The sequence below is a fragment of the Streptomyces sp. NPDC006610 genome (assembly GCF_040611575.1).
GTDB lineage: Bacteria > Actinomycetota > Actinomycetes > Streptomycetales > Streptomycetaceae > Streptomyces.
On the sequence record NZ_JBEXOP010000022.1, the window covers coordinates 80,502 to 97,488 of the forward strand.

Here is a 16,987-nt window from a genome sequence, read left to right on the forward strand (position 1 = left end):
GCGCTCCCCGCAGGGAGAGGCACCCGCCGATCATGAACGTCCGCCGCAGCGCCGCGGCTCTCGCCGCCACCGCCGTGATCGGCGCCGCCGGGACCGGCGTCGCCCACGCCGCCGACCCGAGCCCGTCCGCCTCGCCGTCCGTGACCGTCCCGTCCGGGCTGTACGGCGACGCCGACCCCACCTACGACGGCGTCTGGCGTCAGTCCCTCGCCCTGCTCGCGCAGGACGCGGTGGGCGTGCGGCCGGCCGCGGAGGCCGTGGACTGGCTGACCGGGCAGCAGTGCGCGAACGGCGCCTTCGCGGCGTTCCGCGCCGAGCCCGCCAAGGCGTGCGACGCCAAGACGATGGTGGACACCAACAGCACGGCCGCCGCCGTCCAGGCGCTCGCCGCGCTCGGCGGCCACGACAGCGCTACCGGCAAGGCCGTGGCCTGGCTGAAGTCCGCGCAGAACGCCGACGGCGGCTGGGGCTACACCCCCGGCGGCCCCAGCGACGCCAACTCCACCTCCGTCGTCGTCGGCGCCCTCGCCGCGGCCGGCGAGAAGCCCGCCGAGGTCGTCAGGAAGGGCAGGTCCCCCTACGACGCCCTGCTCGCCCTCGCCCTGCCCTGCGGCGGCGAGGACGGCGGCGCCTTCGCCTACCAGCCCGACAAGAAGGGCAAGTTGGCGGCCAACGCGGACGCGACGGCGGCCGGCGTGCTCGGCGCCCTCGGCAAGGGCCTGGCCGCCGGGGCCGCGAAGCCCGGGAAGCCCGCCGGAAAGCCCGCCTGCGCCAAGGCCACGACCCCGGAGCAGGCCGCCGCCAACGGCGCCGCGTACCTGGCGACGGCGACGGCGAAGGACGGCCACCTGACCTCCGCCCTCCCCGGCGCCGAGGACCAGCCGGACTACGGCAACACCGCAGACGCGGTCGTGGCGCTCGCCGCGCAGGGCGGCGCCGAGCGGGCGGCCGGGCCGCTGGCCTGGCTGGAGAAGAACTCCGCCGCCTGGGCGAAGCAGAGCGGCCCCGCCGCCTACGCCCAGCTGATCCTCGCCGCCCGCGCGGCGGGCGCGGACCCGCGCGCGTTCGGCGGCACGGACCTGGTGCAGCGGCTCGGCGCCACCGGCCCCGCCCCGCAGCAGGCACGGACCGAGGCCGCCGAGGAGAAGGAAGACAAGGAGACGAAGGACGAGGACGGCGGCTCCGACGTCTGGTGGATCATCGGCGTCGGCCTGGTCGCCGGCATCGGCATCGGCTTCCTGCTCAGCGGCCGCAACAAGAGGCAGCGGCCGTGATACGCCGGTGCCTCGCCCTCGCCCTGGCCGCGCTGCTCCTCACCCTGGGCGGCGCCGGCGGGGCGAGCGCCGCCGGCTACCGCTACTGGTCCTTCTGGGAGCGCGACGGCGACCGCTGGACGTACGCCACCGAGGGCCCCGCCACGGCCCGCCCGTCCGACGGCGACGTGCAGGGTTTCCGCTTCTCGGTGAGCGCGGACTCCCAGGACTCCGCCAAGCCGCGCGGCACGGCCCGCTTCGACGAGATCTGTGCCGGCACGCCCGCGAAGGACGGCCGCAAGCGCGTCGCGCTGGTCCTCGACTTCGGCACGGCGGCCGACGCCCCCGCGGGCGAGACCCCGCCGCCCGCACGCACGGCCTGCGCCCGGGTCGGCCCGGACGCGACGACGGCCGAGGCGCTCGCGGCCGTCGCCAAGCCCCTGCGCTACGACGCCAACGCCCTGCTGTGCGCGATCGCCGGCTACCCGCGCAAGGGCTGCGGGGAGCAGGTCGGCACGCAGGAGAAGCAGCCGGCCCGCTCCACGGCGGAGCAGGACTCCGGCGAGGGAGAGGGCCCGTCCGTGGGCCTGATCGCGGGCGGCGCCGCGGTCGTCGCGCTGGCCGCGGCGGCCGTATGGCAGGCCCGGCGACGCCGGGATGCGTGACGTGCGGGCGGCGGCTGGCAACCGGTCCGGCAACGGCGTCCACCCCGGCGCCTGGTGGCTGTGGGCGCTGGCCCTGGGCACCGCCGCCACCCGCACGACCAACCCCCTGCTCCTCGGTCTGCTCGTCGCGGTCTCCGCGTACGTCGTGGCCGCCCGCCGCCCGCACACCCCCTGGTCCCGTTCCTACGGCGCCTTCCTCAAGCTGGCTCTCGCCGTGCTGCTGGTCCGGCTCGTCTTCGCGGTGGCCCTCGGCTCCCCCCTGCCCGGCACGCACGTCCTGGTCACCCTCCCCGAAGTCCCGCTGCCCGACTGGGCGCAGGGCATCCGCCTGGGCGGCAGGCTCACCGCCGAGACGCTCGTCTTCGCCCTGTACGACGGCCTGCGCCTGGCCACGCTGCTGATCTGCGTCGGCGCGGCGAACGCCCTGGCAAGCCCGTCCCGGCTGCTGAAGTCGCTGCCGGGCGCGCTGTACGAGACCGGCGTCGCGGTGGTGGTGGCGCTCACCTTCGCCCCGCACCTGATCGCGGACGCCCAGCGCCTGCGCGCGGCACGCCGGTTGCGGGGGCGGCCCGACAAGGGGTTGCGCGGTCTGCTCCAGGTCGGGCTGCCGGTGCTGGAGGGTGCGCTGGAGCGTTCCGTCGCCCTGGCCGCCGCGATGGACGCCCGCGGCTACGGCCGTACCGCCCAGGTCCCCGTGGCGGTGCGGCGGACGACGGCCGCGCTCACCCTCGCCGGTCTGCTCGGCGTGTGCGCGGGGACGTACGGCCTGCTCACGGCGGAGGGCGGCAGCTACGGCGTCCCGGTGCTGCTCGGCGGGGTCGCCGCCGCGCTGGCCGGGCTGAAGCTGGGCGGACGCCGGTCGCCGCGCACCCGCTACCGCCCCGACACCTGGAACCCGCGCTCGTGCGCGGTCGCCGCCTCGGGCGTCGCGGTCGCCGCCCTGCTGTTCCTGGCGGCCTCCACCGACCCGGCGGCCCTCAGCCCTGGCGTGATCCCGCTGACCGCCCCGGTGCTCCCCCTGTGGCCCGCGGCGGCCGTCCTGCTGGGCCTGGTCCCGGCGTTCGCCGCCCCCGCCCCCGACTCCCCCTCCCCCAAGGAACCGTCGTGATCCGCTTCGAGGACGTCTCCGTCACCTACGACGGCGCCGCCGAACCGACCGTCGCCGGCGTCGACTTCGAGGTGCCCGAGGGCGAACTGGTCCTGCTCGTCGGGCCGTCGGGCGTGGGCAAGTCGACCCTGCTGGGGGCGGTGAGCGGACTGGTCCCGCACTTCACCGGGGGCACCCTGCGCGGCCGGGTCACGGTGGCGGGCCGGGACACCCGCACCCACAAGCCGCGCGAACTGGCCGACGTCGTCGGCACGGTGGGCCAGGACCCGCTGTCCCACTTCGTCACCGACACCGTCGAGGACGAACTCGCGTACGGCATGGAGTCGTTGGGCCTGCCCCCGGACGTCATGCGCCGCCGCGTCGAGGAGACGCTGGACCTGCTGGGCCTGGCCGCCCTGCGCGACCGCCCGATCGCCACCCTGTCCGGGGGCCAGCAGCAGCGCGTGGCGATCGGCTCGGTGCTCACCCCGCACCCGGGCGTGCTCGTGCTGGACGAGCCGACGTCCGCCCTCGACCCGGCCGCCGCCGAGGAGGTCCTCGCCGTCCTCCAGCGCCTGGTCCACGACCTGGGCACGACGGTCCTGATGGCGGAGCACCGCCTGGAGCGGGTCGTCCAGTACGCCGACCGCGTCGTGCTGCTCCCCTCTCCCGGCGCGGTCCCGCGCATCGGCGCGCCGGCGGAGGTGATGGCGGTGTCGCCGGTGTGTCCGCCGGTGGTGGAGCTGGGCCGGCTGGCGGGCTGGTCCCCGCTGCCGCTGACGGTCCGCGACGCCCGCCGCAGGGCGGGAGACCTGCGCACCCGCCTGGAGGGCAGCACCGCGCCGGACACCCGCCGCAGCACGCACGACCTCCACACCCGCCCGGAGGACAGCACCGCGCCGGACACCCGCCGCAGCACGCACGACCTCCACACCCACCCGGACGACAACACCCCGCCGGACACCCGCCGCAAGGCAGACGACCTCCACACCCACCCGGACGACAGCACCCCGCCGGACGCCCCTTCGCCCGTCCGTACGGCCGCCCCGCCCCGTCCCTCCCCCGGCCGCCGCCGTTGGCTGCGCGCCGGGCCGCCCGCCACCGGCGCCCCCACTCCCCATGTCGCCGAGGTCCGCTCCCTCGCCGTCCGCCGGGGCCGCGTCACGGCGCTGCGCGGAGTCGACCTGACCGTCTCCCCCGGCGAGACGATCGCCCTGATGGGCCGCAACGGCGCGGGCAAGTCCACGCTGCTGTCGGCGCTGGTCGGCCTGGTGGAGCCGTCGTCCGGCACGGTCCGCGTCGGCGGCGCGGTCCCGCACCGTACGGCCCCCCGCGACCTCGTACGCCGGGTCGGCCTGGTCCCCCAGGAACCCCGCGACCTGCTGTACGCGGACACGGTCGCCGCCGAGTGCGCGGCGGCCGACGCGGACGCGGGCGCCGCCCCCGGCACCTGCCGGGCCCTGGTCTCGGACCTCCTGCCCGGCATCGCGGACGACACCCATCCGCGCGACCTGTCCGAGGGCCAGCGCCTGACGCTCGCCCTGGCCGTGGTCCTCACGGCCCGCCCGCCCCTTCTCCTCCTGGACGAACCGACCCGAGGGCTCGACTACGCGGCGAAGGCCCGCCTGGTGTCGCTCCTGCGCGGGCTGGCCGCCGAGGGCCACGCGATCGTGCTCGCCACGCACGACGTGGAACTGGCCGCCGAGCTGGCCCACCGGGTGGTGCTGATCGCCGAGGGCGAGGTGATCGCGGACGGCCCCACGGCGGAGGTGGTGGTGTCGTCCCCCTCCTTCGCCCCGCAGGTGACCAAGATCCTCGCCCCGCAGCGCTGGCTGACGGTGGCCGAGGTCCGAAAGGCGCTGTCATGAGGCTCCCGGACCGACCGGCGCGGGACCCTCTCGTGGGGTCCTCGGACAGCCGGGCGCGGGACCCTCTCACGAGGTCCTCGGACAGCCGGGCGCAGGGCGCCGCCGCGCGGCCCCCCGACCGCCAGGCGCGCGCCGTCCGGCTGGGCCCCCGATCCCTCCTGGCCCTGACCCTGGTCAGCGCGGTCGGCGCGGCGGCCTTCTTCTGGCCCTTCCTCGCCCCGCCCACCGCCGAGATCACCGCTCACGCCCAGGACGCGCCCTGGCTCTTCGCGGGTCTGCTCGTGCTGCTCGTGGCCGTCGTCGCGGCGACGATCTCGGAGTCGGGCCTCGGCCCGAAGGCGGTGGCGATGCTCGGCGTGCTGGCCGCGACGGGGGCCGCGCTGCGCCCCATCGGCGCGGGGACGGCGGGCATCGAGCCGATGTTCTTCCTGATGGTCCTCAGCGGCCGGGTCCTCGGCCCCGGCTTCGGCTTCGTGCTCGGCGCGGTGACGATGTTCGCGTCCGCCCTGCTCACGGGCGGGGTGGGGCCGTGGATGCCGTTCCAGATGCTGGCCATGGGCTGGTTCACGATGGGCGCGGGCCTGCTGCCGGGCGCGGACCGCCTCCGGGGCCGCGCGGAGCTGCTGCTGCTGTCGGCGTACGGCTGCCTCGCGGCGTTCGCCTACGGGACGATCATGAACCTGGCGGGCTGGCCGTTCATGGGCGCGCTGGCCTCGTCCATCGCCTTCGACCCGGAGGCGGAGGTCCCCGCGAACCTGGCCCGCTTCCTCGCCTACTGCCTGGCGACGTCGCTGGGCTGGGACCTGGGCCGCGCGGTCGTCACGGTCGTGCTGACCCTGCTGCTCGGTCCGGCGGTCCTGCGGGCCCTCCGGCGGGCCACGCGCCGGGCCGCCTTCGAGGCCCAGGTCACATTCCGGGCCGGAAAACCGTAAGCAGCCGGTGAGGCGCCCCACAGGACGCACGTCACATACGAAGCGGCATAGGAGCCGATATCCCTGGCATGCTCACGTCGCCCACCGCGCTGACCTGCACGTTGAGAGCCAGGTCACACACGACACCAAAGCTCCTCATTCGACCACAACTAGTAAAAGGGGTCATTGCGGACCCTCGATCCGGCTGCTTCTCTGGATGACGTCGCACGGCGCCGACGAGCCCCCCGGGCCTCGGCGCCCACGCATGCCGCGACAGCCCTGTCCCCGAAGCAAAGGTTCGCCGTGACCGTCTCCCGCATTCGCCGTATCGCGTCCCCCAAGAAGTTCCTCACCGGTGTCGCCGTCGCCGCCGCCACCGCCGGTATGGCCGTCAGCGCCACCCCGGCCCACGCCGCGACCACCGCCTCCCCGGCCGACGCCAAGGCGATCGCGAAGAAGCTGATCCCGAACTCCGCGCAGTACCAGGCCTTCAGCAAGATCGTCGAGCACGAGAGCGGCTGGGACGTCGACGCGACGAACCCGTCCTCGGGCGCGTACGGCCTGGTCCAGGCCCTCCCGGCGTCGAAGATGGCCTCCGCCGGCTCGGACTGGAAGACCAACGCCGAGACCCAGATCGAGTGGGGTCTCGACTACATGAACTCCCGCTACGGCAGCCCGGTCGCGGCCTGGAACTTCTGGCAGGCCAACGGCTGGTACTGATCAGCCCCACCGGTACCGATCAGCCGATCGGCCGACCGGCGCCGATCAGCAGACCGGCCCCCTCCGACGAAGGCGGCGGCCCCCGATCCCCGGGGCCGCCGCCTTCTCGTATGCGCGCAACACGCCCCGTCTTGAAACGAATTCACGCCCACCCGGCCCGTTTTCCGCACGAGGTTGCCGCACGAGTCTTGCCGCCGCTCACCGCTCGGCCCTAGCCTCCATGGGAGCGCTCCCACCCCTTGCTGACCCGACCCTTTCCACAGCCAGAAAATGAATCGATTCAACCGCTCTGCGGGCGGGAGCGCAGCGTCTCTGCCCCCATCCACCTCGAGGAGCCGCACATGTACGTCGACCGAAGTCCGGGAAGAACAGCCCGCGGCCCGGCCGCCCTTCTGCTGGCGGTCCTGCTGGCCGCCGTCTCGCTCGTCGCCCTCCCCGCCTCGCGGGCGCACGCCGCCGTCATCGACACCGGCGCGACGTACGTGCTGGTGAACCGCCACAGCGGCAAGGCGATGGACGTCTTCGAACGCTCCACCGCCGACGGCGCGGCGATCGTCCAGTGGTCGCGGAACGACGGGGCCAACCAGCAGTGGCAGTTCGTCGACTCCGGCGACGGCTACTACCGCGTGAAGTCGGTGCTCAGCGGCAAGGTGCTGGACATCCAGGCCAAGTCCACCGCGGACGGTGCGACCGTCCAGCAGTACACCGACAACGGCGGCACGAACCAGCAGTTCAGGGTGGTCGACACCGACGGCGGCCACATCCAGCTGATCAACCGCAACAGCGGCAAGGCGCTGGAGGTCTGGGAGTGGTCCACGGCGGACGGCGCCCGGCTCTCCCAGTACACCGACCAGGACGGCGCGAACCAGCAGTGGCAGCTGGTCCGCGTCGGCGGCTCCGACAACCCGCCGCCGACCGGTGACGCCCAGCAGATGGAGGACCTGAACCGGGGCCTGGTCTCGGTGCGTTCGGGGACGGCGAACCTGGTGTCCTGGCGCCTGCTGGGCACCGAGACGTACGACACGGCGTTCAACGTCTACCGCAACGGCACGAAGGTGAACGCCTCTCCCGTCACGGACTCCACCAACTACCTCGACAACGGCGCTCCCCAGGACGCCGCGTACACCGTCCGCGCGGTGGTGAACGGCGTCGAGCAGGCCCCGTCGGAGGGTTCCCTGCGCTTCACCGGCGGCAACCACCTCGACGTGCCCCTCCAGATCCCCGGCTCGGGCTACACGCCGGTGGAGGCGAGCCCCGGCGACGTGGACGGGGACGGCCAGTACGAGCTGATCGTCAAGTGGGACCCGGACAACGCCAAGGACAACTCCCAGTCGGGCGTCACCGGCAACGTCTACCTGGACGCCTACCGGCTCAACGGCCAGCGGCTGTGGCGCATCGACCTGGGCCGCAACATCCGGGCGGGCGCGCACTACACCCAGTTCCAGGTGTACGACTACGACGGCGACGGCCGCGCCGAGGTCGCGATGAAGACGGCCGACGGCACCCGCGACGGCCAGGGCACGGTCATCGGCAACGCGAGCGCCGACCACCGCAACTCCAGCGGATACGTCCTGACCGGGCCCGAATTCCTGACGATGTTCAACGGCCTGACCGGCGCGGCGATGTCCACCGTCGGCTACGAGCCCCCGCGCGGCACCGTCTCGTCGTGGGGCGACAGTTACGGCAACCGCGCCGACCGCTTCCTCGCCGGCACCGCGTACCTCGACGGCCGGCGTCCGTCCCTGATCATGGCCCGCGGCTACTACACCCGCGCCGTCGTCGCGGCCTGGGACTTCCGGGACGGCCGGCTCACCCGCCGCTGGACGTTCGACTCCAACGCCTCGGGCAACGGGGCCGCCCACGGCCAGGGCAACCACCAGCTGTCCGTCGCCGACGTGGACGCCGACGGCCGCCAGGAGATCGTCTACGGTTCCGCGACCATCGACGACGACGGCCGCCTGATGTACGCCACCGGCTTCGGCCACGGCGACGCCCTGCACGTGGGCGACTTCGTGCCCTCCCGTGCGGGCCAGGAGGTCTTCACCATCCACGAGTCCGGCAACCAGCCCGGCTCCGACCTGCACGACGCCCGCACCGGCCAGGTCCTCCACCGCACCCCGACCAGCGGCACCGAGGGCCCGGGCCGCGGCGTGGCCGCCGACATCTACGCCGGCAATCCCGGCGCGGAGTTCTGGGGCGCGGGCCCCAACATGACCGAACTCCGCAACGCCTCCGGCGGCAACGTCGGACGCAACCCGTCCTCGGCCAACTTCCTCGCCTGGTGGGACGCGGACCCCGTCCGCGAGCTGCTCGACGGCACCCGCATCGACAAGTACGGCACCAGCGGCGAGACCCGCCTGCTGACCGGCAGCGGCGTGGCGTCGAGCAACGGCACCAAGTCCACGCCGGTGCTGTCCGGCGACCTGTTCGGCGACTGGCGGGAGGAGGTCATCTGGCGCCACACGAGCAACACGGCGCTGCGCATCTACGCGACGACCACCCCGACGACGACCAAGCTGCACACCCTGGCGCACGACGCCCAGTACCGGGTGGCGCTGGCCTGGCAGAACACCGCCTACAACCAGCCCCCGCACCCGAGTTACTTCCTGGGCGCGGGCATGACCCGCCCGCCCCAGCCGAACGTCTACCTGCCCTGACGCCCGCATGAGGTGGGCCGGGTGACCCCCGGCCCACCGACGCGCCCCCTAGGCGGAGGCGGCGGCCCAGGAGACGAAGGCGGAGAAGGCGGCGGGGTGGAGGGTCAGCACGGGTCCGACGGGGTTCTTGGAGTCGCGGACGGCGACGGTGGCGGGAGTTTCGGCGACTTCGAGGCATTCGCCGCCCTGGTCGCTGCTGTGGCTGGACTTGTGCCAGGTCAGAGGACCGGTCGGCGCGCACTCGATGCAGTCGCCGCCCTGATCGCCGCTGTACGACGACTTGCGCCAGGCCAGGGGGCCGACCGGCGCGCACTCGATGCACTCGCCGCCCTGATCACCGCTGTAGCTGGACTTACGCCACTGAATCGCGAGGGTCTCCATAGCGTTCCTCCATCACTCGCCGGATCAGCTCCGCCGAGTCCTTGAGGGAGAGCGCGGCGGCCCGGAGATGATCGTAACGGAGCGAACAGTCCTTGACGGTGTCCGGGTTGGCGGTCGGATGTCCGCTGCCATATCCCTCGGTGTAGAGGATCGTCGGGTCGCTCCCGAAGCGGAAGAGGGTGAATGAGCCTGTCAGCCCGGCGTGGGCCCCGGCCTCGAACGGCAGCACCTGGATGTTGACCAGGGGATTGCGCTCGAAGGACAACAGGTGGGCCAGTTGCTCGCGCATGACCTCGCGGTCGCCGATCTCCTGGTGGAGCGCGGCTTCACTGAGCACCGCCCAGAAGACGGGCGGCTCCCCCTTCTCGAAGATGCGCTGGCGGGCGAGCCGCACGGCGGTGCGGTCGTCGAGGTCGGTCTCGTCCAGCACACCGAGAACGGCGCGCACGTAGGCCGGAGTCTGGAGCAGCCCGTGCACCATGTGCATCTGGAAGGTACAGATTTCGACCGCCCTGGCCTCCAGCTCGGCCGTCTGCCGAAACCAGGCCGGAAGTTGACTGCGAAGCACCAGCTCAACGAGGCGCGAGAACAAGCCACCCGTCCCCAGCGCCGCGTCCACCCGTTCGCTGAACTCGACCGTGGGAACCTTGCGCGCGGTCTCGATCTGGCCGACCAACGAGCCGGTGTAGTTGAGGATGTCCCCGAGTTGCCGCTGCGTGAGCCCGGCGGCCTCCCGCAGCCGCCGCAGCTCGAAACCGTAGTAGTCCAGCGGCGAGGCGCCGGGGTCAAGGACGTTGATGTGGGTCACGCGCGGCCCCTCTCACGCAACCGGGCCCACGCGGGAACCCGTTGTATCTGTTCGATGGCAAAGAGTAGTCACGGCAGGCCAGCCTCGTCCCGTGAACGAAAAGATTCCCCTCGCCCCCGCTCCGGAGACGTACCGCCTGACCATCACGGCGGGCGAGCACTCGGCCCGGCACATCCGCAGGATCGTCCGCTGGCGCCTGGACGAATGGCAGTTGGCGGTGCTGACGGACGCGGTGGAGCTGGCGGTGACGGAGCTGGTGGCGAACGTCGTGCGGCATGTACCGGACCGGCGGTGCTCGGTGCTGGTGCTGCGCCGGGCGGCAGGGGTGCGTGTGGAGGTGACGGACGGGTCGGAGCGGCTCCCGGCGATGCCGCGGGAGCAGGACCTGGAGGCGGAGGGGGGCCGGGGCCTGCTGCTGGTGGAGGCGGTGGTGGACCGGTGGGGAGTGAGGCGGGAGCCGGGTGGCGGGAAGACGGTGTGGTTCGAGTGCGCGCTGTGACCGGGTGGTCCGGTCAGCAGCGCAGGCCCCGGTCCGGGCGGTCGGCGGGACCGGCGGCACGGAAGGCGGCCTCCGGTTCGCCGCGGCCGTGGATCGCGCCCGAGCTGCGCCGGTATCCCCGGGACGCGTGAGCGTGGCTGTCGTTCCGGTGACGGAGGAAACCGAGATACGGCGAAGAAAATCGGCGGCCGGAATTCCGGAATCATTGTCGCGCTCACCCCTCGACCTGGGCCTTTCGGCGCTCATCGAAAGGCGTGCTCTTCGGCGGTGCGCAATGCGAGAGTCTTCCTGCACGGCACATCACGGGAAAACTCGCATGAAGGGACCGACATGCTCAAGAACAAGGGCGCCGTTGGCTTTATCGGTGCGGCCGCGGCCGTCGTCGGGATGCTGACCGCCGCGGCGCCGGCCGGCGCCTCGGACATCTCCTCCCAGGCATCCAAGGCCGAGGGCAAGCACTGCGTCGTCGTCGTGGGCAAGGCCGCCAAGGGCGGCGTCTCCCCGGAGCTGTACCGGGGCTGCGCCGACACCGCCGCCGAGGCCCGAGCCCAGCTGAAGACCCCCAAGGTGCAGGAGCGGATCGGCACCAAGGCGTCGACGGCGCTGATGACCTGGTACGCCCACGCCGGCTACGGCACCCCAGCGACCACCGTCTACGGCAGCTACGGCACCTGCGACGCGTCGGGCTACCGTCTGCACCCCGATTCCTACTGGTCGTACAACATCAGCTCGGCCGTGGGACACGGGAACTGCACGGTGGCGACATTCCACAACCGCGCCCGCAACTACGCCGCCACCTGGCGACTCCCGGTTTCCAACCTGGGATCCGTGCTCAACGACAACGTCGGAATCATCGACGTCTGGCACGGCTGATTCCTGACCGGAAACTAATGGTCGGCGCGCTCCCGGTCCCCGTTTTCGGGACCGTGAGCGCGCCGGGCCCGGGAATGGGTGCACGCGGTCGTGGGTTCAGTTCCGCCCCCGGTGACCGGCCGTCCGCCGGCGCACCAGGTCCTTCAGCTCCTCGTGCAGCGCGTCGGCCGCCGCCGACAGCCGTGGCAGCAGCTCGGGTTCGCGCGTCGTCGCGCGGAAGGTGAGGGCCACGGTCACGTCGTGGTCGGGCCGGTGGACGATCTCTACCGGATCGCCGGCGCGGATCTCCCCCGTCTCCACGACTCTCAGATACGCCCCCGGCACCACGGCCTCCGTGAAGCGCCGCACCCAGCCGTCGCGCTCCAGCCAGCCCTGGAACGTTCCGCACGGGATGCGCGGACTGGTCACCTCCAGGACCACGTCCGGGCCGATCCGCCAACGCTCCCCGATCAGGGCGCCGTTGACGTCGAGACCGACGGTCGTGAGGTTTTCGCCGAAGACGCCGTTGGGGAGGGGGCGGCCCAACTCGGGCTCCCAGGCGTCGAGATCCTCCCGGGCGTAGGCGAGGACGGCCTGGTCGCACCCGCCGTGGTGGTTCACGTCGTACACCCTGTCCCCGGCGAGCCCGACCTCGCCGGCGCCCTTGGGACCGGGCCGTACGACGGCGACCGGTCCGTCGACGGGCCGCTTGTCGATGCCGGTGGCGCGGAGCCCTTTCCAGGGGTTGGGCCGAGGTGTGCCGACGTTGACGGAGAGCAGTCGCATGGGCACGACGCTAGGTCTCGCCGCGCCCGGACGGCGACTCATTTTCCGGACCCGGCCCGTGCCGCGCGGCCTGTGCCGGCTCAGCGGCCGAGCCCGTCAGGGAGCCCGCACCTCCCGCTCACGCCCCTCCCGCGCCGCAGTCCCGCCCTCGCCGGGCTCTCCACGCTCCCCCGCGCCGGCCCGCGCCCGCGGCCCCTGCGCCAGATACGCCAGAGCGAACCCCGCGCCCACCACCAGCGCGCCGCCCGCCGCGTCCAGCAGCCAGTGGTTGCCGGTGACGACGATGGCGCAGGCCGTGAGGAAGGGGTGGGTCATGCCGAGGATCTTCATCCAGGGGCGCGGGGCGACGATCGCGATGATCACGCCGCACCACAGCGACCAGCCGAAGTGCAGGGACGGCATCGCGGCGTACTGGTTGGTGAGGGCCGTCAGGGTGCCGTAGTCCGGCTGGGAGAAGTCCTGGACGCCGTGGACCGTGTCGATGATGCCGAGGTCCGGCATCAGGCGGGGCGGGGCCAGGGGGTAGAGCCAGAAGCCGACCAGGGCCAGGAGGGTCGTCAGGCCCAGGGTGGAGCGGGCCCAGCGGTAGTCCGCGGGACGGCGCCAGACCAGGACGCCGAGGACCGTCAGCGGCACGGCGAAGTGGAACGACGTGTAGTAGAAGTCGAAGAACTCGCGCAGCCAGCCGATCTTCGCCACCGCGTGGTTGGCCGCGTGCTCGATGTCCAGGTGCAGCGCGCGTTCCAGGGAGAGGATCTGCGCGCCGTGGTGCTCGGCGCGCTCCCGGCCGCCGGAGATCGTGCCGCCGGTCGCGGCCAGCCGCACCTGCGAGTACGCGGCGTAGGTGACGCGGATCAGGAGCAGTTCCAGCAGGAGGTTCGGGCGGTCCAGCACGCGGCGCAGGAACGGCAGCAGCGGTACGTGGCGGAAGCGGGCCGGGACCGGCTCGGCGTACCGCGTGGGGATCGGGTCGCGGTAGTGCGGCGACGTGCGCGACAGGAACGGCACCGCCGTGGCGGCGGCGAGCGCGGCGAGGAGGACGACGTTGTCGCGGACCGGGCGCAGCGTGCCCAGGTTGGGCAGGAGCATCGTCGTCGGCAGGGTCATCACCAGCACGACCGCGACCGGCCACACCGGACGGTCGCAGGCGCGTCTGCCGACCCGGCCGACGACCGCGAGCAGCACCCACAGGAGCTGGTGCTGCCAGGCGGTGGGCGCGACGACGATCGCGGCGCACCCGGTGACGGCCACGGCGAGCAGCAGCTGGCCGTCGTGGGCGTAGCGGACCGCCCGGCGCAGGCCGAGGACGGCGACCGCCGCGCCGAGGGACAGGAAGACGGCGATCTCCAGCGGGCCGGAGAGGCCGAGGCGCAGGAGCGCACCGTGCAGGGACTGGTTGGCGAGGTCGTCCGCCCGGCCGCCGAGACCGACGCCCGCCATGTGGTGCACCCAGTACGTGTGCGAGTCGTTCGGCATCGCCGCCCAGGCCAGCGCCGTGCAGGCGGCGAACGTCGCGCCCAGCGAGGCGGCGGCGCGGCGGCGGCCGGTGAACCACAGCAGCGCCGCGAACAGCAGCACCGTCGGCTGGAGCGCCGCCGCGAGCCCGATCAGCGCCCCGCTCGCCCGCTGCCCGCGCACGGCGAAACAGCCGAGCAGCACCAGCAGGACGGGGATGATGCTGGTCTGGCCCAGCCAGAAGGCGTTGCGCACCGGCAGCGACAGCATCAGCAGGCAGATCGCGACGGGCGCCGCGAACAGCGATGTACGGCGGCTGACCGGCTGGGGCAGCGCGCGGGCGACGACCAGGCCGAGGACCACGACGAGCAGCAGCGTGCCGAAGGTCCAGCCCCAGCCGAGCGCCTGTTCGGCCGATCGGGTGAGCGGTTTGAGGACGAGGCCGCCGAACGGCGTGCCGGTGAAGCGGGTGGAGTCGTACAGCGAGCCCTCGACGTGCAGCACGCCGTCCGGGCCCACCCACGTCTCCAGGTCGGTCAGCCGCTCGCCCCGTGGCGTGCCCAGGACGACGGCCAGCTGCCGTACGCCGAGGACCGCCGCCACCAGCCACAGGGCCACGCGGGTCGCGCGCAGCCGTGCGCTGGCCGTGCCGACGGCCGTCGCTCCGAGGGCTCCCGCCGGTCTTCCGCCGTGCTCCGCGTTCGCCACGCCCCGTCGGCCTCCCGCCCCGTCCGTCCCACGCGTCACCGTGCGTGGGGATGCCTTCGCGAACCCGTGCGGCTCGCACCACCCCATGGAGAAGGACGCGGGCAACCCTGATTTCACCTGACGCCCGTGCCGCATTCGTCTTTACGACGATAGTGGACCGTAGGCCCACGAAACCGCCCGCAACCGGCCGTAGTGGTGGGGAAATGGACCCGACAACGGCTCCGAGCGCCCGCCCCGGAGGGAACCGTCTCCGCGGTCACGCCGTCTGGATCGGTTGTTGGCAGCACGACAGCCGACTGGCAGGCACGCGGATCAGCGGCACGGGGAGCACGGGGGCGCGCATGGGCAGGAACGAGGACACCGGCGAGGACACGGACGCGGGCGCGAGAACGGGCGCCGGCTCCGTCGTCCGGCGGACCCGGCGCGGGCCGCGACGCAGGGTGTCGCACCCCCGCGCCCTCACCGTCGGCCTCGCCCTCCTGCTCACCCAGATCGGCTCCCTCGTCGCCCCGGCCTACGCCTGCGGGTGCGGAGCGATGGTCGGCGAGCGCGAGCAGCGGATCGTCGTGGACGGCGAGGAGTCCGTCGTCCGCTGGGACGGGGGGCGGGAGCAGATCGTCATGAGCCTGACGGTCGGCGGCGACGCCGAGAAGGCGGCCTGGGTCATGCCGGTGCCGAACCGGGCGACCGTCCGCCTCGGCGACCCCGAACTGTTCACGCAGGTGCGGGAGGCCGTCGAGCCCGTGTACCGCGACCGGTACTACTTCTGGCCCCGCGAGGGCGACTGGCCGCTCGACACGAACGACGGCGCGGGCGCCCCGCCCGGCGCCGCCGCCCCCGGCGACGCGGGTGTGGGCGTGGTCGGACGGCAGCGGCTCGGTCCCTTCGACGTGGCCCGGCTGACCGCCACCGACCCGGCCGCACTGGAGAACTGGCTGGAGGACAACGGCTTCGCCCTCCCGGAGCGCCTCGAAGCGGCCCTCACCCCGTACGTCGAGCAGCGCTGGGAGTACGTCGCCGTACGCCTCGCCCCCGACGCCGACGGCGGGAAGCCGCTCACCGGCACCTTGGACCCGCTGCATCTCTCCTTCGACTCGGACACCCTCGTCTACCCGATGCGCCTGTCCCGGCTGGCGACGACCCCGCAGTCGCTGGACCTGTACGTCCTCGCCGACCACCGCATGGAACCGCGCGACGCCATCGGCGGCGCGGCTCCGCGGGTCGAGTTCGCCGGGCGGGTGCCGCGGGGCTCCGGTGCGCTGGCCGAGTTCGCCGAGGGGACGCCGTTCCTGACCGCCATCAGCCAGAGCTTCCCGGAGCCGGGGCGGATCTCCGGGGACCACGAGCTGCGGCGGGCGGCCACCGACGCGGAGTACCAGCAGGTGTTCCACGTCGACAGACTGCGGCGCGTGGGCGGCATCCCGGCGTGGTTCCTGACGGTGGCCGGCGCGGCGGCCCTCGTCGTCGCCGGAGCGGTCGTCGCCGTACGGCGGGCGCGGGCCCGGCGTGGTGCTCTCGCCGGGGAACCCGCGCCCGACTACCTTCGTCGGAACAGTTAGTTAGCGCTTCTAATGAGAGTGGGAGCGGGAGCCGAGCCGTATGAGCCACGGGAGTCGAGCCGCATGAACGACGGGAGTCGAGCCGCATGAGCAACGATCAGTCCACCTGGGAAGCCGTCGACGCCTACTTCACCGGCCGGCTCTCCCCCGACGACGACGCCCTCGAGGCCGCCCTGCGCGACAGCGCCGCGGCCGGCATGCCGGAGATCGCCGTCAGCGCGCCCCACGGCAAGCTGCTGCACCTGCTCGCGCAGATCCAGGGCGCCCGCACCATCCTGGAGATCGGCACCCTCGGCGGCTACAGCACCATCTGGCTGGCCCGCGCCCTGCCCTCCGACGGCCGGCTGGTCTCCCTGGAGTACAGCGCCCGGCACGCCGACGTCGCCGTCCGCAACATCGCCCGCGCCGGGCTGGACGGCCTGGTCGAGGTGCGGGTCGGTCCGGCGCTGGAGTCGCTGCCCAAGCTCGCCGACGAGAACCCGCCCCCGTTCGACCTGGTCTTCATCGACGCCGACAAGGCCAACAACGAGCACTACCTGGAGTGGGCGCTGCGCCTCACCCGCGCCGGAAGCCTGATCGTGATCGACAACGTCGTCCGCGGGGGCCGGGTCGTCGACCCGGACAGCACCACGCCCGACGTCCTGGGCACCCGCGCCGCCCTCGACCTCATCGCCCGCAGCCCGAGGCTGAGCGGCACGGCGATCCAGACCGTGGGCGGCAAGGGGTACGACGGCTTCGCGCTGGCGCGGGTGCTGCCGTAGGCCCGGCCGTACCCGCC

The 16,987-nt window shown here is 73.4% G+C and carries 15 protein-coding genes; 11 read left to right on the forward strand and 4 right to left on the reverse strand.

What is annotated here, in order from left to right:
* Positions 1-32: 32 nt before the first annotated feature.
* The 7 genes from ABZY13_RS19280 (at position 33) to ABZY13_RS19310 (ending at position 9,161) form a co-directional block, all read left to right on the forward strand.
* Positions 33-1,274: a prenyltransferase/squalene oxidase repeat-containing protein gene (locus ABZY13_RS19280; RefSeq protein WP_356632197.1), complete on the forward strand. Its 1,242-nt coding sequence runs from the start codon at positions 33-35 to the stop codon at positions 1,272-1,274.
* Positions 1,271-1,918, forward strand: coding sequence for an SCO2322 family protein (locus tag ABZY13_RS19285; RefSeq protein WP_356632199.1), 648 nt, complete (start codon positions 1,271-1,273; stop codon positions 1,916-1,918). Before ABZY13_RS19280 ends, ABZY13_RS19285 begins: the two co-directional genes overlap by 4 nt.
* A gap of 1 nt (position 1,919) precedes the next feature.
* Positions 1,920-3,026: a CbiQ family ECF transporter T component gene (locus ABZY13_RS19290; protein WP_356632201.1), complete on the forward strand. Its 1,107-nt coding sequence runs from the start codon at positions 1,920-1,922 to the stop codon at positions 3,024-3,026.
* Positions 3,023-4,873, forward strand: a complete 1,851-nt coding sequence (locus ABZY13_RS19295; protein WP_356632203.1) for an ATP-binding cassette domain-containing protein — start codon at positions 3,023-3,025, stop codon at positions 4,871-4,873. Before ABZY13_RS19290 ends, ABZY13_RS19295 begins: the two co-directional genes overlap by 4 nt.
* Entirely contained in the window at positions 4,870-5,805 is a 936-nt protein-coding gene (locus tag ABZY13_RS19300) for an ECF transporter S component (RefSeq protein WP_356632205.1), read from the forward strand. The genes ABZY13_RS19295 and ABZY13_RS19300 overlap by 4 nt, the downstream gene beginning before the upstream one ends.
* A 282-nt stretch (positions 5,806-6,087) precedes the next feature.
* Positions 6,088-6,504, forward strand: a complete 417-nt coding sequence (locus ABZY13_RS19305; protein WP_356632207.1) for a transglycosylase SLT domain-containing protein — start codon at positions 6,088-6,090, stop codon at positions 6,502-6,504.
* A gap of 341 nt (positions 6,505-6,845) precedes the next feature.
* On the forward strand, positions 6,846-9,161 hold the full coding sequence (locus tag ABZY13_RS19310) for an RICIN domain-containing protein (RefSeq protein ID WP_356632209.1): 2,316 nt from the start codon (positions 6,846-6,848) through the stop codon (positions 9,159-9,161).
* 48 nt (positions 9,162-9,209) lie between these two features.
* On the opposite strand, the gene ABZY13_RS19315 is transcribed toward ABZY13_RS19310, so the two are convergent.
* Both ABZY13_RS19315 and ABZY13_RS19320 read right to left on the reverse strand, forming a co-directional pair.
* A complete protein-coding gene (locus ABZY13_RS19315; protein ID WP_356632211.1) occupies positions 9,210-9,542 on the reverse strand; it encodes a DUF397 domain-containing protein in 333 nt (110 codons plus the stop codon).
* The gene (locus ABZY13_RS19320) at positions 9,514-10,350 is read right to left on the reverse strand and encodes a helix-turn-helix transcriptional regulator (protein WP_356632213.1); all 837 of its coding nucleotides are present in this window, start codon (positions 10,348-10,350) and stop codon (positions 9,514-9,516) included. The genes ABZY13_RS19315 and ABZY13_RS19320 overlap by 29 nt, the downstream gene beginning before the upstream one ends.
* Positions 10,351-10,441: 91 nt before the next feature.
* Between ABZY13_RS19320 and ABZY13_RS19325 the strand changes: the two genes are divergently transcribed.
* Both ABZY13_RS19325 and ABZY13_RS19330 read left to right on the forward strand, forming a co-directional pair.
* The gene (locus ABZY13_RS19325) at positions 10,442-10,849 is read left to right on the forward strand and encodes an ATP-binding protein (RefSeq protein WP_356632215.1); all 408 of its coding nucleotides are present in this window, start codon (positions 10,442-10,444) and stop codon (positions 10,847-10,849) included.
* 330 nt (positions 10,850-11,179) lie between these two features.
* Complete coding sequence (locus ABZY13_RS19330; protein ID WP_356632217.1) at positions 11,180-11,722, forward strand: hypothetical protein; 543 nt, start codon at positions 11,180-11,182, stop codon at positions 11,720-11,722.
* 96 nt (positions 11,723-11,818) lie between these two features.
* On the opposite strand, the gene ABZY13_RS19335 is transcribed toward ABZY13_RS19330, so the two are convergent.
* The gene (locus ABZY13_RS19335) at positions 11,819-12,487 is read right to left on the reverse strand and encodes an MOSC domain-containing protein (RefSeq protein WP_356632219.1); all 669 of its coding nucleotides are present in this window, start codon (positions 12,485-12,487) and stop codon (positions 11,819-11,821) included.
* A 96-nt stretch (positions 12,488-12,583) separates the two neighbouring features.
* On the reverse strand, positions 12,584-14,650 hold the full coding sequence (locus tag ABZY13_RS19340; protein ID WP_356632221.1) for a phosphatase PAP2 family protein: 2,067 nt from the start codon (positions 14,648-14,650) through the stop codon (positions 12,584-12,586).
* A 341-nt stretch (positions 14,651-14,991) separates the two neighbouring features.
* Here ABZY13_RS19340 and ABZY13_RS19345 point away from each other — a divergent pair, with 341 nt between their 5' ends.
* Positions 14,992-16,209 (forward strand): DUF2330 domain-containing protein, encoded by a 1,218-nt coding sequence (locus tag ABZY13_RS19345; RefSeq protein WP_356632223.1) that lies wholly within the window; start codon positions 14,992-14,994, stop codon positions 16,207-16,209.
* A gap of 86 nt (positions 16,210-16,295) precedes the next feature.
* Positions 16,296-16,970: an O-methyltransferase gene (locus tag ABZY13_RS19350; RefSeq protein WP_356632225.1), complete on the forward strand. Its 675-nt coding sequence runs from the start codon at positions 16,296-16,298 to the stop codon at positions 16,968-16,970.
* Positions 16,971-16,987: the final 17 nt, after the last annotated feature.

Excerpts from the sequence above, each read along its gene's own strand:
- ABZY13_RS19280 (WP_356632197.1), top strand. The coding sequence starts at position 33 with ATGAACGTCCGCCGCAGCGCCGCGGCTCTCGCCGCCACCGCCGTGATC.
- ABZY13_RS19300 (WP_356632205.1), top strand. The coding sequence starts at position 4,870 with ATGAGGCTCCCGGACCGACCGGCGCGGGACCCTCTCGTGGGGTCCTCG.
- ABZY13_RS19310 (WP_356632209.1), top strand. The coding sequence starts at position 6,846 with ATGTACGTCGACCGAAGTCCGGGAAGAACAGCCCGCGGCCCGGCCGCC.
- ABZY13_RS19315 (WP_356632211.1), bottom strand. The coding sequence starts at position 9,542 with ATGGAGACCCTCGCGATTCAGTGGCGTAAGTCCAGCTACAGCGGTGAT.
- ABZY13_RS19330 (WP_356632217.1), top strand. The coding sequence starts at position 11,180 with ATGCTCAAGAACAAGGGCGCCGTTGGCTTTATCGGTGCGGCCGCGGCC.
- ABZY13_RS19335 (WP_356632219.1), bottom strand. The coding sequence starts at position 12,487 with ATGCGACTGCTCTCCGTCAACGTCGGCACACCTCGGCCCAACCCCTGG.
- ABZY13_RS19345 (WP_356632223.1), top strand. The coding sequence starts at position 14,992 with ATGGGCAGGAACGAGGACACCGGCGAGGACACGGACGCGGGCGCGAGA.
- ABZY13_RS19350 (WP_356632225.1), top strand. The coding sequence starts at position 16,296 with ATGAGCAACGATCAGTCCACCTGGGAAGCCGTCGACGCCTACTTCACC.